26 protein-coding genes and 1 rRNA gene are annotated in these 20,918 nt (G+C 41.4%); 1 reads left to right on the top strand and 26 read right to left on the bottom strand.

All coding sequences use genetic code 11. The features are described 5' to 3' along the window. Positions 1-20 precede the first annotated feature (20 nt). From spoVG to metG, 12 genes are all read right to left on the bottom strand, one after another. Positions 21-314, bottom strand: a complete 294-nt coding sequence (gene spoVG, locus WA279_RS20320; protein WP_003218346.1) for a septation regulator SpoVG — start codon at positions 312-314, stop codon at positions 21-23. A gap of 194 nt (positions 315-508) precedes the next feature. Continuing rightward, on the bottom strand, positions 509-886 hold the full coding sequence (ridA, locus tag WA279_RS20315; protein WP_003226738.1) for a 2-iminobutanoate/2-iminopropanoate deaminase: 378 nt from the start codon (positions 884-886) through the stop codon (positions 509-511). Then, positions 883-1,740: a pur operon repressor gene (purR, locus tag WA279_RS20310; RefSeq protein ID WP_003218342.1), complete on the bottom strand. Its 858-nt coding sequence runs from the start codon at positions 1,738-1,740 to the stop codon at positions 883-885. The genes ridA and purR overlap by 4 nt, the downstream gene beginning before the upstream one ends. 55 nt (positions 1,741-1,795) lie before the next feature. Continuing rightward, positions 1,796-2,665 (bottom strand): 4-(cytidine 5'-diphospho)-2-C-methyl-D-erythritol kinase, encoded by an 870-nt coding sequence (gene ispE, locus WA279_RS20305; RefSeq protein ID WP_003226742.1) that lies wholly within the window; start codon positions 2,663-2,665, stop codon positions 1,796-1,798. Between the two features lie 147 nt (positions 2,666-2,812). Continuing rightward, positions 2,813-2,998 carry a small, acid-soluble spore protein, alpha/beta type gene (locus WA279_RS20300; RefSeq protein WP_003218333.1) on the bottom strand — a complete coding sequence of 62 codons (186 nt, stop codon included), beginning with the start codon at positions 2,996-2,998 and terminating at the stop codon, positions 2,813-2,815. Between the two features lie 159 nt (positions 2,999-3,157). Next, positions 3,158-3,418 (bottom strand): biofilm formation stimulator Veg, encoded by a 261-nt coding sequence (veg, locus tag WA279_RS20295; RefSeq protein WP_003218330.1) that lies wholly within the window; start codon positions 3,416-3,418, stop codon positions 3,158-3,160. A gap of 210 nt (positions 3,419-3,628) precedes the next feature. Continuing rightward, positions 3,629-4,501 (bottom strand): sporulation-specific protease PrtG, encoded by an 873-nt coding sequence (gene prtG, locus WA279_RS20290; RefSeq protein ID WP_015382563.1) that lies wholly within the window; start codon positions 4,499-4,501, stop codon positions 3,629-3,631. A 160-nt stretch (positions 4,502-4,661) separates the two neighbouring features. Then, a complete protein-coding gene (gene rsmA / locus WA279_RS20285) occupies positions 4,662-5,540 on the bottom strand; it encodes a 16S rRNA (adenine(1518)-N(6)/adenine(1519)-N(6))-dimethyltransferase RsmA (protein WP_336156444.1) in 879 nt (292 codons plus the stop codon). Then, entirely contained in the window at positions 5,533-6,093 is a 561-nt protein-coding gene (rnmV, locus tag WA279_RS20280; protein ID WP_015253010.1) for a ribonuclease M5, read from the bottom strand. The genes rsmA and rnmV overlap by 8 nt, the downstream gene beginning before the upstream one ends. A 144-nt stretch (positions 6,094-6,237) precedes the next feature. Further along, positions 6,238-7,551: a ubiquitin-like domain-containing protein gene (locus WA279_RS20275; protein ID WP_015715099.1), complete on the bottom strand. Its 1,314-nt coding sequence runs from the start codon at positions 7,549-7,551 to the stop codon at positions 6,238-6,240. Between the two features lie 155 nt (positions 7,552-7,706). Next, positions 7,707-8,474, bottom strand: coding sequence for a TatD family hydrolase (locus WA279_RS20270; protein WP_014478595.1), 768 nt, complete (start codon positions 8,472-8,474; stop codon positions 7,707-7,709). A gap of 78 nt (positions 8,475-8,552) precedes the next feature. Further along, positions 8,553-10,547 (bottom strand): methionine--tRNA ligase, encoded by a 1,995-nt coding sequence (gene metG / locus WA279_RS20265; protein ID WP_014662479.1) that lies wholly within the window; start codon positions 10,545-10,547, stop codon positions 8,553-8,555. Positions 10,548-11,041: 494 nt separating this feature from the next. On the opposite strand from metG, the gene abrB reads away from it, so the two are divergent. Then, a complete protein-coding gene (gene abrB, locus WA279_RS20260; RefSeq protein WP_003226760.1) occupies positions 11,042-11,332 on the top strand; it encodes a transition state genes transcriptional regulator AbrB in 291 nt (96 codons plus the stop codon). 48 nt (positions 11,333-11,380) lie between these two features. Here the strand turns inward: abrB and rsmI are convergent, their stop codons facing one another. The 14 genes from rsmI to rrf all read right to left on the bottom strand — a co-directional run. Then, on the bottom strand, positions 11,381-12,259 hold the full coding sequence (rsmI, locus tag WA279_RS20255; RefSeq protein ID WP_019712967.1) for a 16S rRNA (cytidine(1402)-2'-O)-methyltransferase: 879 nt from the start codon (positions 12,257-12,259) through the stop codon (positions 11,381-11,383). Beyond that, entirely contained in the window at positions 12,234-12,533 is a 300-nt protein-coding gene (locus tag WA279_RS20250; RefSeq protein ID WP_003242983.1) for a GIY-YIG nuclease family protein, read from the bottom strand. The genes rsmI and WA279_RS20250 overlap by 26 nt, the downstream gene beginning before the upstream one ends. Beyond that, positions 12,520-13,263: a tRNA1(Val) (adenine(37)-N6)-methyltransferase gene (locus WA279_RS20245; RefSeq protein WP_021479732.1), complete on the bottom strand. Its 744-nt coding sequence runs from the start codon at positions 13,261-13,263 to the stop codon at positions 12,520-12,522. The genes WA279_RS20250 and WA279_RS20245 overlap by 14 nt, the downstream gene beginning before the upstream one ends. A gap of 58 nt (positions 13,264-13,321) precedes the next feature. Beyond that, complete coding sequence (yabA, locus tag WA279_RS20240) at positions 13,322-13,681, bottom strand: replication initiation-control protein YabA (RefSeq protein ID WP_003218308.1); 360 nt, start codon at positions 13,679-13,681, stop codon at positions 13,322-13,324. Between the two features lie 14 nt (positions 13,682-13,695). Further along, positions 13,696-14,523, bottom strand: a complete 828-nt coding sequence (gene ricT / locus WA279_RS20235; protein WP_003226767.1) for a competence/sporulation regulator complex protein RicT — start codon at positions 14,521-14,523, stop codon at positions 13,696-13,698. A 2-nt stretch (positions 14,524-14,525) separates the two neighbouring features. After that, complete coding sequence (gene holB, locus WA279_RS20230; RefSeq protein WP_003226770.1) at positions 14,526-15,515, bottom strand: DNA polymerase III subunit delta'; 990 nt, start codon at positions 15,513-15,515, stop codon at positions 14,526-14,528. A gap of 11 nt (positions 15,516-15,526) precedes the next feature. Further along, positions 15,527-15,967: a YaaR family protein gene (locus WA279_RS20225; RefSeq protein WP_009966249.1), complete on the bottom strand. Its 441-nt coding sequence runs from the start codon at positions 15,965-15,967 to the stop codon at positions 15,527-15,529. 12 nt (positions 15,968-15,979) lie between these two features. Next, positions 15,980-16,309 (bottom strand): cyclic di-AMP receptor DarA, encoded by a 330-nt coding sequence (gene darA / locus WA279_RS20220; protein WP_003242755.1) that lies wholly within the window; start codon positions 16,307-16,309, stop codon positions 15,980-15,982. 73 nt (positions 16,310-16,382) lie between these two features. Next, complete coding sequence (tmk, locus tag WA279_RS20215) at positions 16,383-17,021, bottom strand: dTMP kinase (protein ID WP_015253015.1); 639 nt, start codon at positions 17,019-17,021, stop codon at positions 16,383-16,385. Then, on the bottom strand, positions 17,018-18,460 hold the full coding sequence (locus WA279_RS20210) for an aminotransferase class I/II-fold pyridoxal phosphate-dependent enzyme (RefSeq protein WP_336156443.1): 1,443 nt from the start codon (positions 18,458-18,460) through the stop codon (positions 17,018-17,020). Before WA279_RS20210 ends, tmk begins: the two co-directional genes overlap by 4 nt. A gap of 81 nt (positions 18,461-18,541) precedes the next feature. Continuing rightward, positions 18,542-19,702, bottom strand: a complete 1,161-nt coding sequence (locus WA279_RS20205) for a toxic anion resistance protein (RefSeq protein ID WP_336156441.1) — start codon at positions 19,700-19,702, stop codon at positions 18,542-18,544. An 18-nt stretch (positions 19,703-19,720) separates the two neighbouring features. Continuing rightward, the gene (locus WA279_RS20200) at positions 19,721-20,335 is read right to left on the bottom strand and encodes a 5-bromo-4-chloroindolyl phosphate hydrolysis family protein (RefSeq protein ID WP_336156440.1); all 615 of its coding nucleotides are present in this window, start codon (positions 20,333-20,335) and stop codon (positions 19,721-19,723) included. Positions 20,336-20,454: 119 nt separating this feature from the next. Then, a complete protein-coding gene (csfB, locus tag WA279_RS20195) occupies positions 20,455-20,649 on the bottom strand; it encodes an anti-sigma-G factor (RefSeq protein ID WP_015482686.1) in 195 nt (64 codons plus the stop codon). Positions 20,650-20,827: 178 nt separating this feature from the next. Next, a 5S ribosomal RNA gene (gene rrf, locus WA279_RS20190) occupies positions 20,828-20,918 on the bottom strand; the annotation flags it as partial.

The raw sequence follows: 20,918 nt of genomic DNA, 5'->3' as shown, positions 1-20,918 counted from the left end.
CCTTGCTTTTTGGTTATTTTTTAAGAAGCTCCAGCTTCTTCGAATTCTAATGCTTCAGTGTCACCCAGACGATGATACTCATTTAACACGGCATCTTGAATCTTTCCTCGCGTGCTTGAATTAATAGGATGAGCAATATCGCGGAACTCTCCATCAGGGGTGCGTTTACTCGGCATCGCAACGAAAAGACCATTGTTTCCATCAATCACACGAATATCATGTACAACAAATTCGTGATCCAGCGTGATGGATGCAATCGCTCTCATGCGACCATCGGTATTCACGCGGCGTAATCTTACGTCAGTAACTTCCACAGTAGTTCACCACCTTTTCCCTATATAAAAGCATTAGTGTATCAATTCCACGATTTTTTCTGAAATCCTGCTCGTTTTTAAAATATTTTTTGAAAAAATAGGATATAGTTACACAATTAGGTCATAAAGCTTTCATTTCGGGCATAAGGTAAATAAAAAAGTGATCCCGGGCTCTCCCAGAATCACTTTTCTTATTATTTCACCAGTGCAATAACTTCAATCTCGACTAACGCATCCTTCGGGAGTCTCGCGACTTCAACACAAGATCTCGCCGGTTTGTGAGTGTCAAAGTATTGTCCGTACACTTCGTTTACTTCCGCAAACTGTTCCATATCCGCGATAAATACAGTTGCTTTTACAACTGTTTCAAAAGAAGCACCCGCTTCTTCCAGAACCGCCTTTAAATTGCTGAATACTTGATGAGTCTGCTCCTTAATATCGCCGTTCACCATTTCGCCTGAAGGAGTCAAAGGGATTTGGCCTGAGCTGTAAAACATATTGTTGACAATAATCCCTTGTGAATAAGGCCCGATTGCCGCTGGGGCATGTTTTGTGTGGACTGCTTTTGTCATGATTCTGTCTCTCCATTCTTTAAAAGATTGTCTTTAAAAAAACGCAGAAAATTGCCATTCTGAATTTCAATGGACTTCTCTTTCATGTTGATGGTTGAAAGAGTAAGAAGTGACATATATTCATCAACAAGACGTTCATCTACTCCTTCGGCTTCAACTAAGACGCCGATTCCCGCCACATTTGCGTTAAACTCATCCAACAGGTTAATCATACCATTAATTGTGCCGCCTGCTTTCATAAAGTCATCAATAATGAGTACGTTTGAACCCGTTTTCATGCTTCTTTTCGCAAGTGACATTGTTTGAATGCGGTTTGAGGAACCTGAAACGTAATTAATGCTGACTGTGGAGCCCTCTGTTACCTTATTGTCTTTACGAACGATCACAACAGGCACATTCAAATAGCTTGCAGCTGCATACGCAAGAGGGATGCCTTTCGTGGCAACGGTCATGACAACATCAATTTCGCGCTCTGCAAACACGGAAGCAAACAGCTTCCCTACCTTGGAGAGTACAGATGGCTTTCCTAAGATATCCGTTAAATATACATAACCGCCCGGAAGGATACGCTCAGGATTTGCCAGCGACTGTCCAAGTGTCTGCACAAACTCTTCAGCTTCGGCCTGCTTCATTTTCGGAATATATTTAACGCCTCCGGCAGCTCCGGGAACAGTAAGCAAAGTACCGATCCCCTGCTGTTCAAAGGTTTGTTTAATAATTGTTAAATCTTCACTGATCGATGATTTTGCAGATTCATACCGCTCAGAGAAAAAGGTTAGCGGTATTAACTCGTGCGGATGGGTTAACAAATAATTTGTTAAGTCCACCAATCTGCCGCTGCGACGAAACTTCATGAACTTACCCCCAAAATCCGAATATTTTAAGATCAATATAACTTAACATACGGATTTAATCAAGAGCGTTCTGTTCGCCGATCATTCTCACCGCATAAACTTGATCGCAGAAGCCTCTTAACCCGTTATAAATTCTCTGCACCTTCGACTCATACTGAACCAGTCCAAACACTGTCGGGCCGCTCCCGCTCATTAACACGGCATCTGCACCAAAGCGTTTCATCTGGTTTTTGATCATCGCAACTTCAGGATGCATATCGAGTGTAACAGATTCAAGCACATTGCCTAACCGGCTGCACATCTTCTGAAAACTCTTTTCTTCTATCGCCTCGATCATGCCTTGTACATCGGGATGCTCTATACCATCCAGTTTCAGCGCTCTGTACACTTCAGCAGTTGAAACACCGATTGTCGGCTTCGCTAAAATGACCCAGCAGTGCGGAGGCGTGCTGATATGTTTAATTTTCTCGCCGCGCCCTGTTGCTAATGCAGTTCCGCCATAGACACAAAATGAAACGTCGGAGCCAATTTCCGCTCCAAGCTCAGCAAGCGTTTCCGCAGACAGATTTAAATTCCACAGTCTGTTCAGCCCTCTGAGCGTCGCCGCCGCATCACTGCTTCCGCCGGCAAGACCGGCAGCCACCGGAATTACCTTCGTAATCATGATGGAAACTCCCTTTTTCACGTTGTATCTGTCCTTGATCAGCTTGGCAGCCTGATAAGCTAAGTTTCTTTGGTCATCAGGCACAAATCGGTTGTGGGAGGAAACCCTCACTTCATCCTCTGCAAGCTCCGTCAATTCAATTCGATCAGCTAAATCAATTGTCGTCATGATCATTTCGACTTCATGATAGCCATCCGGGCGTTTTCGGGTGACGTCAAGTGACAGATTGATCTTAGCTGGCGCTTTTTCTAAAATACGCATAGCTTTCACCTACTTCTCCATCTAAACATAAGTATGAACATTGTATCACATTTGAAGTACAGGATGAACATATCCATATTCAGCCCATTATGTATTTATATCCAAAATAAAAAAACCAGGGAACAGCACGTCCCCCGGGTCACATCCTTATCGGTTATTCTGATTCTGAGCCATTTGCTGTTCGGCGATTTCAATAGCACGCTTCACCATGTTACCGGCATCGCGAGCCCGAATTTCGCCCCAGCCGCCATTTTTTACTGTGTCATAAAAACCAAGGTCTTTAGCCAGCTCATATTTAAACTCATCTGACATAACTCCACGACGTCTGCCCAAACGAAACAACCCCTTTTTTAGAAGTGATAGCCATTCGTGCACGTCACGATAATATGTGACTGTTTTATCTTTTGTTAAATCAGATGGAACTTTCGTTAAAATTATTGGAAACCAAAAAAGGGCAAAACAAAAAGCAGTAAACAAAAGGTTCACTGCCCGTTAAAATGCCACTGAGCTTGCGGCGTCATCATTAAATGTCAGCTCAACAGTCTCAGTCAAAATATCAGCATAACTGTATGAAACTCTTTCAAACGAGTTCTCGTCTTGATCTAGTTGTATCACAAAAACAGAAGGGTACGTCTCAGCTAAAATGCCCGAACGCTCAATCGTTTTTCGGCGGCCACCGTTTGCTTTTAACGTCAGCCTTTTACCTAAATTCCCATCAAGCGATCTTTTAATATCGGACAACGTCTTCGCCATTGCATCCACCTCACTACATTTATTGTACAACACGAGCCCATTTTTGTCAAATAAAATTTAAATTATATCAACGTTAACAAGACGTTGTCAATAAAATTATTTTGACAAAATTCTATGATTCCTCAATTATGTTCCGCAAGTTTCGGTAAATTATGTATCATTATGTAAAATAAAAAACCCGCATAGCTCTCCTATGCAGGTTTTCAACTGTTAATTGGACTTATAAGGCATACCAATTCTCAGAACTCCTCTTGTTTCAATACCTCCAAGCCCTTTCTCTCTTGTCAGCGTATTACGGAGCACTTCCCATACATTAATCCGTTCCATAAACGGCGTAAAGCTGATCTTCGCGACGATATATACCGGATCAAGCGCATGAATATTGACTCTTGACGGTGAACTCGCAAAATTCGCACCCGCTCTGATGAGTGATTCAAAATGGGATTGGCAGGCCCCCGCAAAAATAACAAGCTGATCTAAGTGAGGGATCTTTTTTCGGGCTGTTTGAACTGTTTCAACAAAGTGCTTAGAATGTCTGTACGCATTCAAATCATCAATACCGCCCTTTTGCTTCGAATACGCATCATGCCCTGTGATCACCAGGATATCAGGTCGATATTTGTCGAGCAATTCTTCAATAGAAGCAGACATTTTCTTTTCATGGCAATGGATGCCATAGACCGGCACTCCAATTTTTTTATAGACATTCAGGCATTTTTTCAGATATGCTTCGTCACCATCCAGATGAAGCACTTTGCCCGGCATATGGAAATAATGCTCCTGATGCTGATACTGGCTTGTCGCATAGTACTCCTGCTTTTCTCTGAGCAGTTTATAATCCTGGCGGAGTAATTCGAGCGACTCATTCATTCTGCTCTCATCTTTCTTTTTCCGCATCATCTGCTCATCTTTTTTCACTGCTACCAGATCAGAAAAATCCGAATCAGCAATCAGCCTGACTTCATCTCCATGCAAAATAGCAATTGAATTTCCTTTGCTTGTTTGCTCTATTCTTATAATTCGAAACAAAACATCCATCTGATAGGATTTTCTGGCTACCATATCCCCTATTTGAAATTGCACGTTCCTCACTCCACACATAGACTAAGCCTCATCATGAAAGAAAGAGCCTTGAGAAAGCGCCTTTTTTCGCTGAGTCCAAGTTTTTCTTATCATTGAATGAAAGGTCCTTCTCTAGCCTATGTAGCGGCAGTCCATGTGGTGCGCAAAACAAAAAGCCCTTTTAGAAAAGGGCTTTATACAATCCGTTAGACAGCGCTGCGAATTCCTCAATAGACAGGGATTCACCTCGGCGCTTGCCTTCAATATTTGTTTCTTCGAGCACTTGCTCAATCGTTGATTTTTGTGCTTTTCCTTCAGGAAGGTTGTTAACTAAGTTATTGAGCAGCGTTTTACGGCGCTGTGCAAAGCTTGCCTTAATGAGCTGAAAGAAAAAGGATTCGTTTTCCACGTCCACTGCCGGGCCGTCTCGGAGAATCAGCCGGATGACTGCGGAATCGACATTAGGCTGAGGAACAAATACGGTTTTCGGAACGATCATCACCGTTTTGGCTTCTGTATAAAACTGCACCGCGATTGAAAGCGAGCCGTATTCCTTAGATGAAGGATCAGCCGCCATGCGCTCAGCCACTTCTTTTTGCAGCATGACCACAATCCCTTTCAGCGGAAGATGTTCTTCAAGCAGTTTCATGATAATCGGTGTTGTTACGTAATAAGGAAGGTTGGCAACTACCATGATCTCATCACAATCTTGAAATTGTTCTTCAATGACTGATTTGACATCAGCCTTTAACACGTCCTGATGGATGACAGTGACATTGTCGTAAGGTGACAGTGTATCCTTCAGAATCGGCAATAATCGCTGGTCAATCTCAAATGCCACGACCTTTTTCGCCCGCTTGGCAAGCTGTTCGGTTAAAGCCCCGATTCCCGGGCCAATTTCAATGACACCTGTTTTCTCCGTCACTTCCGCGTGATCGACAATTCTGTTTAAAATGTTCGTATCAATTAAGAAATTCTGTCCTAAGCTCTTTTTAAAAGAAAAACCGTATTTCTTCAGTATCTCTTTCGTTCTAATCGGTGTCGCAATATCTTTATTCATTCTGTTCCTCCCGCATAACGGTATCGAGCGCACTCATAAAATCACTTTTTTTAATTTGAAACATTTGCAGCCGTTTTTGAAGCTGTTTGCCATTTGTATAGCCGATTTTCAACAGATCACCCAGTCGTTCCCGGCGGCGTTTGGCCGCAGGTCCGCCTATTAGTCCGGCATGAATCAAATCCTCAGCTGAAATGTCACTCGGCTGCGCTTCCATCTCCTCATGCACATTTTCTAAACATGCCCTAATGCTTTCAACCGATGCATGCTCCACCCCAATTCCCCGCTTGTTTTTAGGTTTGGCAAGATGTTTTGGCAAAAATGCATGCTTACAGCCGGGTACAGCCTCTGAGATGGTTTTGCGAATCTTCTCTCCCGGAAAGTCCGGATCCGTTAAAATAATGACGCCTCTGGTCTTCTGGGCCAAACGGATTTGGTCAATCACATGATCATCGATGGCTGAACCATTTGTTTCAATTGTGTCTGCATCAACAGCCAATTTGATGCGGGCCGTATCGTCACGCCCCTCGACCACAATGATCTCTTTAATTTTCATTATTTCCTCCAAGACAAAATAAAAACTTTTGTATATTCATGAAACTTTTTCTTATATCGAGCGTCTAATAAGCAGAAAATGCACTTTGTCTATTATAACGAAAAAAACAGAGGGCGCAAAACCCTCTGAATACATAAGTATATATTAATTTAAGATTTTAATTTTGACTGTTTTATTTCCCCATCGGTACGCCGATGATTTCTCTGGGAAAAAGACGTCTATCTTGTTCCCTTTAATCGCTGAACCGGTATCTGCAGCAATGGCATATCCATAGCCTTCCACGTGGACTTTGGAGCCTAGCGGAATGACATTTGGATCCACAGCGATGACTTTGGCATTCGGATTATTTTTCAAATTGACGCCTGTCGCTGTATGTCCTGAACAACCGCTGCAGCTTGCCGTATAAGCCGTAGATGATACAGTCATGACTTTGCCTGTTGATTCATTGCTGCGGGACACAACTGTTTTTGAATCACCTGAAGCACTGACCGTTTCAACTTTTGGACTGCTTTGCTTTGTGCCGACAGCAATCACTTTATCTTTGCTTTGCTCAGCTGTTTCTTCTTTTACAAGCTCTCTGGACACTTCTTTGCCGTTTTCTTTAACGACTTCGAAATGTTTTTTTAGCTTGCCTTCTTTTCCTTTTTGGACGACCTTTTCTTTCCCTTTTTCAAGAGAAGCGTCTTCTTGCTTTTTCACATCGAACGCAATCTTCTCTTCAACTACATCGGTGACCTTTTCGATACGAGTAATTGTAATATCAGCCTTTCCTTTCGTCAGCTTTGCATCTAACGCAGGCTTGATTTTATCTTCGTCTTTTATGTTCATCTTTTGCTGTTTTAAAAAGTCAGCGACCGTAGTCGAAGTCGTCCAGATCTTCTTTTGTTTCCCTGCATCATTCACAGTAACCTGAAATGCGGGCTCTATGTTAATCTTCATGTCTTTCGAAATATCTGTATCTATTGCGGGATCAATTTGATCTTGTTCTTTCACATCAACATCTTGTTCGTCCAGTAATGCACCGACCGTTTTTGCTGTTGACCATAACGTCTTTTCTTCCCCGTTTATTGTAAGCTTCACAGGTTTTGCAGCCTCATACACAACGTCCATGTCTGCTGTTATCTTTGTCTGTTTAGCAGGTGTGATCTTGTCTTCGTCTCTTGTCTTTATATCAAGCGTCTCCAAAAGATCACCGACTGTATTTGCATGTGTGCGTATATGTTTCTTTTTGCCATTGATAGAAACTGAGACTGATTGTTTCGTGAGCTCATGAGCCGCGTACGCAGTCCCGCTTCCTGCCAAAAGCAAACAAGCAGCAACCAGAATGACTTTGCTTTTGCTAAGCTTTACGGAAAACAGCTTTTTCATTTTTTGTGTGATGAAAAACGCCTCCTTCTCCTCGGAGAGATTATATAGAGTATCTAAAAGGCTGTCAACCCTCCCTTCTCTTTCTCCCAAAAGCTCAGTGTCCTCTTCATTATCCTGAAATACACTGAGAAACGGAAGAAAGACTTGTCGACAAACCTATCCTATGAGGAGAAGAAAGCATGTAGAACTTTTATAGAAAAACGCTGTAAGGGACAAGCTCTTACAAAACCCGCTAGCGTTTTTTGTCAGTTTATACGGAAAAGTCTTTTCGCATTTTCAGTCGTGATGGAAGCAATCTCTTCAAAGGTCATTTCTTTTAATTCGGCGATTTGTTCTGCCACATATTTCACATAGCTTGGCTCATTTCTTTTCCCGCGGAAAGGGTGCGGTGTGAGAAACGGGCAGTCCGTTTCAATCAGCAGCCGGTCATTGGGAATTTCCTTCACTACTTCCTTCGGTTTCTTCGCATTTTTAAATGTCACCGGTCCCCCAAATGATAAATAAAAATTCATTTTCATGCATTCTCTTGCCACTTCCGCACTTCCTGTAAAGCAGTGCATGATTCCGCCCACAGCTTCTGCGCCTTCCTCTTTCAAAATGGTCACGACATCCTCCGTTGCATCACGGTTATGAATGATAATAGGCAAATTGACCTCTTTCGCTAAGGCGATTTGTTTTCTAAACACCTCTTTTTGAATATCTTTAGGTGATTTATCCCAATGATAATCCAGTCCCATTTCCCCTATTGCTACCACTTTCTCATGAGCAGAAAGCTCTTTAATCCACGCTAAGTCTTCCTCTGTCATGTCAATAGCGTCAACAGGGTGCCAGCCAATGGCTGCATAAATAAAATCATATTCCTCAATCATTTCCATCGCACGGGTAATCGTCGGACGGTCAAAACCAACTACGACAATTCGTTCAACTTTTTCAGCTTTTGCCCGTTCAATAACCTCATCCAGATCAGTATCATATTGTTCTGCATTTAAATGCGCGTGAGTGTCAAATAACATAAGTGAAAAACTCCTTTCTTGTCGAAACACAAAAGGTGTTCGACGAATTGTTACACGTGAAACACCTTTTGTTTATCATTATTTAATTCTTGTGCCTTTTGGTAACGACTGATCGATAGATACGACCTTTAAAACGCCGTCTGCTTCTCCTGCAAGGATCATACCTTGAGAAAGCTCTCCTCTGAGTTTAACCGGTTTTAGATTTGTTACACAAACAAGTTTTTTTCCAACGAGCTCTTCAGGCGTATAATGCTTCGCAATGCCGGATACCACTTGGCGCTTTTCAAAACCAAGATCAAGCTGCAGCTTCAATAAACGGTCTGCTTTTTTCACTGGCTCTGCCTCAATGACCTCAGCTACGCGAAGCTCTACATCCATGAATTGATCAATCGTAATTTCAGGTAAACGATCGACCTCTTGCGGCTCTTCTTCTTTTGTTTCTTCTTTCGCTGGTGCCGAACCTTGCATTTTCCCTTTGATGTAAGCAATTTCTTCTTCTGCCTCTAAACGAGGGAACAATGGCTCGCCTTTTTGTACTTTTGTATCTTTCAGCTGGCCGAAAGCTGTGATGCTGTCCCAAGCTTTTAAAGATTCATCAGTAATGCCCAGCTGCTCGAACATTTTTTCAGGTGTTTTTGTTAAGAATGGCTGAAGCAGTACCGCTGAAATACGCAATGATTCAGCGAGATGATACATAACTGATCGCAATTCTTCTTCTTTTGCCGGATCTTTCGCAAGCACCCATGGAGCTGTCTCATCAATGTATTTGTTTGTGCGGCTGATGAGCTGCCATAAAGTCGAAAGTGCTACCGAGAACTCCATATTTTCCATTGCTTTCTCATAAGCTTTCACTGTTTCTTCAGCAACCGAAGTAAGCGTTTGGTCAAATTCCGTAACAGCACCTTTGTAAGAACCGATTTGTCCGTCAAAATACTTATTAATCATCGCAACAGTACGATTCAATAGATTTCCTAAGTCATTTGCTAAATCATAGTTAATCCGCTCAACAAATCCTTCCGGCGTGAATACTCCGTCAGATCCGAACGGCACTTCGCGAAGCAGGTAATAGCGAAGTTCGTCTAAACCATAGCGCTCAATTAATGTAACCGGATCTACAACGTTTCCTTTTGATTTCGACATTTTTCCGTCTTTCATCAAAAGCCAGCCATGCGCGAATACTTGCTTTGGCAGCGGAAGATCCAGCGCCATCAGCATAATTGGCCAGTAAATAGTATGGAATCGTACAATCTCCTTACCGACTAAATGAACATCGGCAGGCCAATATTTTTGATAAAGCTCATCATTTTCTGTATCATAACCGAGTGCCGTTAAATAGTTAAATAGTGCGTCAATCCAAACATATACAACATGCTTTGGATTTTCCGGCACCTTCACGCCCCAATCAAAAGTGGTACGTGATACTGCCAAATCCTCAAGTCCAGGTTTGATAAAGTTATTAATCATTTCGTTTTTGCGTGATTCTGGCTGAATGAATGTCGGGTTTTCTTCATAGTATTTCAGAAGTCGATCCGCGTATTTCCCCATGCGGAAGAAATAAGATTCCTCTTTGATCAATTCAACTGGGTGACCGCTGTCAGGGCTTTTTCCGCCGATGACCTCTCCCTTTTCATTCCGCTCAATATCAACGAGCTGAGTTTCCGTGTAGAACGTTTCATCAGGGATGCTGTACCAGCCTTCATACTCATCAAGATAGATGTCCCCGTTATCAAGAAGCTTCTGAAACACCTTTTCAATGACAACTTTATGCCGTTTTTCTGTCGTGCGGATAAAGTCGTCGTTTGAGATTTCAAGCTGCTTCCACAGTTTTTGAATATCTGCCGCTGCGCGATCCACATACTCCTGAGGTGTAATGTTTTCCTGTTCAGCTTTTTGCTGGATCTTTTGTCCATGCTCGTCCGTTCCCGTTAAATAGCGAACATCGAACCCTTTTAATCTTTTGTAACGTGCCATTGCATCTCCCGCGACTGTCGTATATGCATGGCCGATATGTAATTTTCCGCTCGGATAATAAATCGGTGTTGTAATGTAAAATGTATTGTTTTCTTGCGGCATCTTGAAACCTCCTAATCAGAATGTCAAAAAGCTCCCGCCCAAAGGACGAGAGCGGCGATAAGTGCAAATCATATATGAATATTATTTATATTTATCCTTTATCTATGATACCATCTTAGCCTTTAAGATCAAGAATATATACATACGCCCTGAAAAAGAATAATTAAAATTAAAAATCTTTAATGAAAATAAAAAAAGTCTGTTCGTGTCGAATTTTGTCGTATATAATCAAATGAAATAAAAAACTTTGGTTCGAAAGTCTTGATTTAAAAGGATTTTTAGTAGGATAATAGCTTTATTAAATATTTATAAAATGCTGTTATTTCGGTAGTTTCTAAGACATTACTGACTATAAGAACTAATTCTTACAATCAATAGTAAACAAAATGATTGACGATTATTGGAAACCTTGTTATGCTATGAAGGTAAGGATTTTGTCGAATAATGACGAAGAAAAATATAATTTAAACAAATAAGTATCTCTTGGGAGGAGAATGTTTATGAAATCTACTGGTATTGTACGTAAAGTTGATGAATTAGGACGTGTAGTTATTCCTATCGAACTGCGTCGTACTCTTGGAATCGCAGAAAAAGATGCTCTTGAAATCTATGTTGATGATGAAAAAATCATCCTTAAAAAATATAAACCAAACATGACTTGCCAAGTAACTGGTGAAGTTTCTGATGATAACCTTAAACTTGCAGGCGGTAAATTGGTTCTTAGTAAAGAAGGCGCTGAGCAAATCATCAGCGAAATCCAAAACCAGCTTCAAAACCTTAAATAATCATTTCTTGTACAAAAAACGTTCTTGTTATGACACAAGAACGTTTTTTTATTGCTTAATATGGTAAGCATCGTACACTTCACGCTTTGGTACATTGCGATCGACTGCTGCTTTTTTAATGGCTTCTTTAGACGTAGCGCCTTTCGAGATGTAATGCTCGACATGTTCTTTCGCAGTGAGGGTTTCCCACCATTGTTCTTCCTCATCTACCTCTTCATTATTACTTCCTTCTACGACAAGACAAAACTCGCCGCGTATCTGATCCTCGTTTGCCCATCCAATGACCTCAGATATGGTTCCTCGGATAAACTCTTCATATTTCTTAGTGAGTTCACGTGTTACAGCAATTTCCCGATCTCCTAATATCTCTGCCATCGCTGACAAGGTTTCCTTCAATCTGTGAGGCGCTTCATAAAAAATGATCGTTTCCCGCCGTTTTTTAAGGGCTTCAAGCTCCTTCTTCTTTTCTTTTTTCTGTCTGTTGAGAAAACCATAAAAGAAAAAAGGCTGCGGTACAATACCTGAAGCAATAAGAGCTGTTAATGCGGCATTTGCTCCCGGCAACGGAACAACATAACCGCCTATATCCGTAAAATCCTTTACAATTTCCGCTCCGGGATCAGAAATCGTCGGCAGACCGGCATCACTGACAAGAGCAATGTTTTTTCCCGATTTCAGCCATTCAATAATTTTGTGCCCACTGCTTTCTTTATTGTGTTCGTGATAGCTGACGAGCGGTGTTTCAATTTCATATACATGACAAAGCTTTTTCGTTTGCCTCGTATCTTCCGCAGCAATCGCATCCACTGATTTCAGCGTGTCGATCGCCCGGAATGTCATATCCTCTAGATTTCCGATTGGGGTTGGGACCAAGTAAAGAATCCCCATGTCCGACTTTCCATTAAAGCTCATTTGGCGCCTTAACATATACAGCCTCCTTGCTGTTCCGCTTTTCTTCTATATAAAGTTCTTTTTTCTTCCGAGTTAGTTTTTTGAAATAATATTCCGCCTGCATAGCTTCTCGCTTTGTTGAAAAGCTCTCGGCAAAAATTAATTCAACCGGACGTCTTACTTTTGTGTACTTTGCGCCCTTTCCATCATTGTGTGTTTTCACTCGTTTATGCAGATCGTTGGTATACCCGGCATACCAGCTATTGTCCTTACATTTCACGACGTAGAAGAAATGGTTATTTGTCTCCATATAAAATGGTCCTGATTTCTTTTGTATATTCATTTTGTTCATCATAAACGAATAAAGGAGGAAGAATTTTCAAATCCGGGCGCCCGCCTTTGATGCCTTCAACCAAAATGGTATTGGCTTCTTTCCCTTGCTTCGGATAGACAAATTGTACACGTTTCGGCTCGATTTGATAAGCCTTCATCAGTTCAAAAATCTCCAGAAGCCTTCCCGGCCGGTGAACAAGCGCTGCTTTTCCCCCTTGCTTGAGCAGCTTGCTGCTGACTGAAATGACATCCTCCAGTGTGCAGTGGATTTCATGTCTTGCAATTCGGAGATGCTCATTCATGTTTTGTTCAGTTTGTTTCGGTGTTTTAAAATACGGCGGATTGCAGGTGACAACATCATATCGATTATGTCCAAGTTTCTCCGGCATGTTTTTCAGGTCATCATGTATGATCTGAATCTGATCCTGCAGCTTATTATACTCCACGCTGCGAACAGCCATATCATGCAGCCTTTCTTGTATTTCGACTCCCAGAATGTCTGCTTTTGATCTTGTACTGAGCAGCAGCGGCACAATACCATTGCCGGTGCATAAATCAACGATTTTCCCTTTTTGAATCGGAACGTACGCAAATTTGGACAGAAGCACAGCGTCCAACGAAAAAGCAAACACTGTTGGGCTTTGTATGATTTTCATGTCCTCTGCCAGCAAATAGTCTAATCTTTCATCATCATGTAATGAAACCATCTTCTTATCCTTTCAGTACCTTTGAAAAAGGCTCCCGTCTTATGCGGAAGCCTTTTCCCTATTTTTTATTTAAGAATGACAGACAGAAAAGACAATCCTCTTTTCGAACACTTCCATAGTGGACATTGCAGATATGAAATCCTTCTTGATACAGACGTGCCAGATTATCATATCCTTCCCCTATATCAGTTTGCTCTGTCTTCTGTGTTTTTGATTCTTTTTTATCAGCTTTGAACTTTTCAATCTGCTGCGTCGTATCGTCCAGCCGTTTGCGCAAATGCTTGTTTTCAAGCTGTAAATGATGATTTTCCTCAATCATCTCACCGATATGCTGCTTCAAATCCCCCAGCTGCCTGTACAGTGAGCCAATTTGTTCTTCTAAGTTAATGACTGTATCAAATAACTCTTTTTTATCCAAGGTTCCACACCTCGTTAATCTGTGGTTTGTGCGGATACGACGCCCTCTTCCAAGAGCTCTTCCCAAGTATATTCTATCACTTTTTCACGGTTTATCAGTTCCACCTGAAGCACCCGTTCCAGAATATTTAGTCCGACGACCTTCGCGGGACCGTTTGCTGTCGTAATCATTTCTCCTATATCCGGAAGCTGTTCTTTTGCCGTCTCATACTCATCGTTCTCATATTTTAGACAGCACATCAATCGTCCGCAAAGACCCGAAATCTTCGTAGGATTTAAAGACAAGTTCTGATCCTTGGCCATTTTAATGGAAACGGGTTCAAAATCTCCAAGAAACGTTGAACAGCAAAGCATTCTTCCGCAAGGACCGATTCCCCCGAGCATTTTTGCCTCATCCCTCACTCCGATTTGGCGCAGCTCAATTCTTGTCTTAAAGATAGAAGCCAAATCCTTTACAAGCTCTCTAAAGTCGACTCGGCCGTCAGCAGTGAAGTAAAAAATGACTTTATTGCGATCAAACGTGAATTCAACATCGACCAGCTTCATATCCAAGCCATGCTCAATCACTTTCTTTTGGCAGATATCAAATGCTGATAGTGCTTCCTGTTTATTTTCTTCTACAATGAGAAGATCGCGCTCGTCAGCCACACGTATCACTTTTCGAAGGGGAAGCACCACATCATGCTCATCCACCTGTTTATTTGCAATCACGACCTGGCCGTACTCAACGCCTCTGACAGTTTCTACAATTACGCAGCTGTCATGTTCTATATGAAATCCATTCGGATCAAAATAATATATTTTACCCGCTTTCTTAAAGCGGACACCAATTACATTGTACAAGCTTATCCCTCCTGCAACATTAACACCAAGTGCTCCATTAATCCTTGTACATTCACATTGGAATGAAGCCGTTTCTTTGCTTCTAAAACAGCAAGTATCTGATTCGTAACGCTTTGTTGTGTTGATTGTAGCGCATGCTGTTTTATTGATTGGAATAAGTCTTGATAAATCAATTTATCTTCATTTCCTATTTGGATGGACAACACATCACGATATATCAATAAGAGCATATCAAGACCCATTTCTTGATGGGTTTTTTCTTTGAAAAAGGGCATCCATTGATCTTGAATAAAGAAAAAAGCATGTCCTTTCCGCTGGTGTAGGACTTCATACAATTTTATCACTTTCGCTCTAGACTCTGCAAACTCATCATTTCGACTTAATTCGACTGCTTCTGCTACATTATTGGTCATGTTGGCCAGAAGCCTTGCCATATGAGGCGAGACGTCCTGTTCGATCAGTCTATCTTCAATTGCTTTCGGCTGCAAAGGCTGAAAAGGAAGGGTTTGGCATCTTGAAATGATGGTATCCAATAACCTTTGGGGCTGCTCAGTGATGAGGACGGCCATTGTGTCTTTGTTTGGTTCTTCTAAAAATTTCAGCAGGCTGTTCGCCGCATTTGCTGTCATTTGATCTGCGTGCGAAATAATATACAGCTTTTTATGCGATTCAAGTCCTGTCTTAGAAAACTCTTCTTGGAGCGCTTGAATTTGCGCCTTTTTGATTGATAAGCCATCAGGCTGAACAAGATGGAGATCAGGATGGTTCCCTGACTCTATCCGTTTACAGTTTCGGCAGCTCTCACAAGGCTCCGCGCCATCCTCCAGACAAAAGAAGCTTTTTGCAAGAAGCAGCGCGGCATCAAGCTTGCCTGTTCCTTTTTTTCCCTCAAACAAATAAGCGTGTGATAGTCTGTCCTTCTCAATACTATTATATAAAAGCTTCATCACTCTGGGCTGAAGCTCGTTCATTTCCTTCCAGGATATTGCCATTGTATCACTCTCTATGTGTAAAGGTTAATTAATAAACCTTTTATTTCGCCAATACGCTCCAGCAAATCAATTGCCGGTTTTTCCTGATCCATCATCTCTTCCGTAAGCTGTATCAATTTGTCATCTATTTCTTTCACAAGTCCCAGCGTTCTGCTGTTCCCGTAAAGGTCAAAGCTTTTCGATGTTTCATGTGAAAGGCCGCTGTCCACAGCTTCTTTGACAAAACGTTTCACAAGTCCTTTAAATCTCGCTAAGTCTTTAAAATTCCGAGATTTCGTTAGCCTTTTTCCGAATGCCTCTATATCAGATAACAGCCTGGTAAGCTGATCAAGCTTCATTTTGCTGCTTTGGTTTTCCATTGATGTTTTAAACGATGCTGTGATCTCAGATGTTTTCACAGAGGGAATCTGCTTATTATCTATGAATGTACGTATATCTTTATTAATTTTCACAGTTTCAGATCCTTAAAATTGATGAAATTCATCGACTGGAAGGACAAATACTGTCGCTCCGCCAACTTCAACTTCGACTGGATAAGGGACATAAGAATCAGCATTTCCGCCCATTGGAGATACAGGGGCAATCATCTGATCACGTTTCTGCCCGTTTTCTTTAATGAGACTCAACGCTTTATTGACGCGTATATCCTCGACACCGATCATAAACGTTGTATTGCCTGATTTAAGAAATCCTCCTGTCGTCGCAAGCTTTGTGACTCTGAAGTTGTGATCCGTTAAGGTTTTCAAAAGTCTGTTGCTGTCCTGATCTTGTACAACTGCCACTATCAATTTCATCTGTGAAGGCCTCCTTTAGATTGGAAACAACGTGATCTCGTTTACATTATTATATCAACTATTGGGAAACAGGTCACAATTGAATTTTTTTCAACGCTTCATCGATTACCTTTAGAACATCCTGAACGACGAGGTCTTTGGATTGCCCGGCATCAACTGAATGAAATCTTTCCGGAAATCGCTTCATCAGCTCTTGATAACCTTCTTGTACTTTTGTATGAAAGTCCAGTTTTTCTAAATCGAGCCTGTTTTTCTCCCGTGAGCCGTTTGCGTAAATACGCTTCAGTCCTTCTTCCGGATCAATTGAAAAATAAACCGTTACATGGGGCATCATATCTCCAATGGCAAATTCATTAATGGACAGAACCTCATCAATTCCAAGCCCTCTTGCATATCCTTGATACGCAAGAGAACTGTCTATGAATCTGTCGCAAAGAACGATAAACCCCTGTTCTAAAGCAGGCTTTACTTTTTCAACTAAATGCTGGCGTCTTGCAGCCGCATATAAGAGAGCTTCTGTTTTTGGGTCCATTAATGTATTGTTCTCATTCAGAATAACCTCTCGAATTTGTTCTGCAATATCTATTCCGCCTGGCTCTCGAGTTGCCATAACCTGAAGGCCTTCTGCTGTCAGTATGTTTTTGATCTCCTGCAGAACAGTCGTTTTTCCTGCACCTTCAGGACCTTCGAATGTAATAAATAAACCGCTCATGATTTCTCCTCTTCTATATAAACAAGTAGTTGTTTCTCTTTGATTTTCATATTCCCTTGAACATGCGTTTTCATGCTGATCAAGCGGCTGAGCTTTTGCACACTTTCTTTTGTTATTCTTTCTCCCGCCATAATCATCGGGATACCCGGAGGATAAGGGATGATATCTTCTGCATTCAGCCGGCTAGCTGCTTCCTCAAAGTCCACATATTCTTTCTTAAACGAATGTAAGACCTTTTTTGGATAAGGCAAGACAGTAACAGGCTGCACTCCCCAGTCTGCAGAAACAAACGCCTGATCCGGAGGCGTTTTCTCAATCTCTTCATCAATGCTTCTAATGGTTTCAGTATTTATTCTCCGTTTTCCTCCCAATGGGAGAACGAGCAGTACTTGATTTTCATCAGCAAGCTCAGTGAATATGTTGGCACGCTCTAATATGCTTTGCAGCGTATAGCCAGAATGCCCGCGTTTTGAACGAATTGTGAGCTTCAGCGGGTCCGTGATGATCACTGGATTAGCAGGGTTAACAGCTTCTGCATTTGTAAGTGAATCAAACGTTTGTTTAAGTGTTTGTATCCGCTGCAGAATGTCAGAAAGCTTTTGTTCTTCTATAATATGCTGTACATAAGCGCGGGCAATATCTAACGAAGCCATAATCGGATAAGACGGGCTGCTGCTTTGTAATCGGTTTAAATACTCTGCCACCCGATCCCTGTTAATCCTGCAGCTGCTGTTGAGATGCAAATAAGAACCCATCGTCATGGCAGGCAACGTTTTGTGGGCCGACTGAACAACAATATCAGCCCCCATTTTTAAAGCTGAGACCGGAAAAGGCTCACCTAAAATAAAATGTGCGCCATGAGCTTCATCGACCAAAACAGGAATTCCGTAATGATGGGCTTCAGTAATGATCTCAGTCAAATCAGCACTATGTCCGTAATATGTCGGATTGGTCAGTACCAAGCCTTTCGCATCTGGATATGCTGCCAGGGCCTCTTTAATTGTTCCAAGCGGGACATGCGTAGGCACATGCATCGCTGAATCAACGTCAGGTGCAAGATAAACCGGCTCAGCACCGGCCAAATCAACAGCATGAAATACAGATTTATGACAGTTTCTTTGAACCAGAATTGTATCACCAGGTTCACAAACAGATAAAATCATCGCTAAGTTTCCGACAGTCGTACCATTTACCAGAAAAAAACTTTCCGCCGATCCATATAATTGACTGGCAAGCTCCTGAGCTTCCTTAATCACCCCAGAAGGATGATGGAGATCATCCAGTCCTGCCAGTTCAGTTACATCAATGGTGAGAAGCGGATCGAATATTGACTTAGCGTCATCAAAAAAGACATCTCCATTGTGATGTCCCGGAACATGAAATGAATGAGAATTTCTTCTCGCATGTTGAATTAATGCTTTATATAAAGGTGTGTTCATGAAAACAATCCTTTGAATGTGTCTTCTTACACCTTATTATATCGTGCCTCTGAGAGAACTTAAAGCCAGACTTACTGGTAACTATCTTTCCTTTATTGTAAGCAGCTTTTGCTTCAGGTCGCCTTCCATCATCATAAGCTCTTCTTCTGCCTGACGGCGTTTAATTCGTCCTTCTTCTTGTATAGTCAGTGTTTCTTCAAGCGTGCTTATTAAGCTTTCCTGCACCTTCTTCAAGGTATCTATATCAACCAGGCCCCGTTCATTTGCCCGTGCAGTTTCAATTGTATTGGTTTTTAAAAGCTCCGCATTTTTCAACAAAAGCTCATTGGTTGTATCAGATACTTTCTGTTGTGCATCCACTGCATTGCGCTGCCTTAAAAGCGTCAGTGCAATGGCAACTTGATTTTTCCATAGAGGAATCGCTGTCACAATGGATGACTGAATCTTTTCAGCTAACGCTTGGTTTGTATTTTGAATCAGTCTGATTTGCGGTGCACTTTGGATTGTAATTTGCCTGCTCAGCAGCAAATCATGCACCCTTTTATCTAACCGGTCAGCAAATTGAATTAAATCATTCACCTCTTGAACTGCCATTTGGTTATGATCACTCGATTCAGCCTGTTGCTTCAGTTTAGGAATTGTTTTTGTTTTTAATTCCTCCAGCTTCAGTTCTCCTGCAGCGATATAAACATTCAGCGTGGCAAAATATTCTTTATTTTTTTCATATAACTGCTCTAACAGCTTGTTGTCACTGATTAAAGCATTTTTAGAGTGCTCCAGCTTCAAGCTGATTTTGTCTATCTGCACACTGGTCTTTTGGTATTTAGACAGCACCTCTTGAAGAGAACTTGATACTCTTCCAAACATGCGTGCCAAAAAACCCTTTTTCTTAGATTGGAGATCATCAGGATTTACTTGCTCCAGCTTTTTCATCAGCTCTCCAAGTATTTCGCCAATCTCCCCGACATCCTTCTTTTGAACATGATTAATCATATCATGAGAAAAGTTCAGCAGTTTAGATTGAGCTTGTGAACCGTATAAGACAATGCTTTGCATATTTTTATGATCAATCTGTCCAGCAAGCTGAATTGCTTTTTCCTTGTTTTCCTCAGGAAGAACATCAACAAGCCGTACTTGCTCTTTCTCTGCTTTTACAGCCTCCGAACCTGGTATCTCTATGTTACCACCAAAAGGATCTGCCAATAATTCATCTATATGAAGGTCGCTTTGGTCTCGGTTCATCGCTCTTACCCTCTTCCCTTATTTCTTTAATGAATGTTTTGCTGCGTCTAATTCAAACTGCAACTCGTCAATTTCATCACCCATTGCTTGAGTTAAATCTTCCTCTAAACGCTTGGTCAATTCAGTAAGAGTGATGCGTGTCTCACTTAACGACATCGACAGTTCTTTGCTTTTTTTTGGGTGAGATGATAGAAAAGCATACTTCTCTGTCAATTCAACAACCGAATCGAGAGTTTGATAAAAAAATCGTTCTGCCTGATAAAACCGCTTTGGCTCTTTTTTGGTGAGGAGATAAATCCTTCTCACAATCCTTAGCATTTCTGCATTTTGCTTAAACATTTGAATGCTTTTAGCCTGAAACAAGGCTTTCCTAAGACGGATCATTTTCTGCCTTGCTTCCTCTAAGTTTTTCTTAATGTAAGCATACTCTCTTCCTGTCAATTCATGCTTTTTAAGAAATAACCGTCTTGCATTCCAGATGCCAGCTATATATACGGCTGCTCCAGAAGCAAGCCCATAAACAATAGATAAAAAAAGCGACCGGTTTAAACCGAAAAAGCTCAATATTCCAATGAAAACAAAAGTCGCACTGCTAGTTAAACTCCACATCAAAAAGTGAAAAAATCTCTGCATGAGATAATCGACTCCTGTGTCTATACTCAGTTTTAATATTATTATCTACTACGTTCAATCCTTAAACAAGTTTCATCTTCTTTTTATTATTAAGAGTACAAAAAAAGACCTTTTCAGGTCTATGAATATAATGGCGGTGTATGAATGCTCTTTAGTTTTTTTACGTAAAACGCATAGTCAGGATCAGAAGTTGATGTAGAAATTACTTTTCTCTCACAATCTAAGCATATGAATTTCGTATAAAGATGAATGCCTCTATTCTTCTCTTGATCACAAATCACACATGTATGATTAAGTTTACCTGTTTCGTCCATCTTCTCCACCTCCGTACAATTAGCCTCCCCTTAAAACGGATATTGTATACACTATTTAGATCTTTTTGAAACTTTAAATCAGTATATGGGCTATATAAGCCCTCGGTGTTTGTATTTGTTTGATTTTCTCGATCTTGAGTAAACAAAAAACCCAGCTCAATGAGCTGGGTTTAAGCTTGCTTGGCGGCGTCCTACTCTCACAGGGGGAAACCCCCGACTACCATCGGCGCTGAAGAGCTTAACTTCCGTGTTCGGTATGGGAACGGGTG

The sequence above is a fragment of the Bacillus sp. 204(2023) genome, assembly GCF_037027505.1.
Lineage (GTDB): Bacteria > Bacillota > Bacilli > Bacillales > Bacillaceae > Bacillus > Bacillus subtilis.
This window is presented reverse-complemented; position numbering and strand designations above follow the sequence as displayed.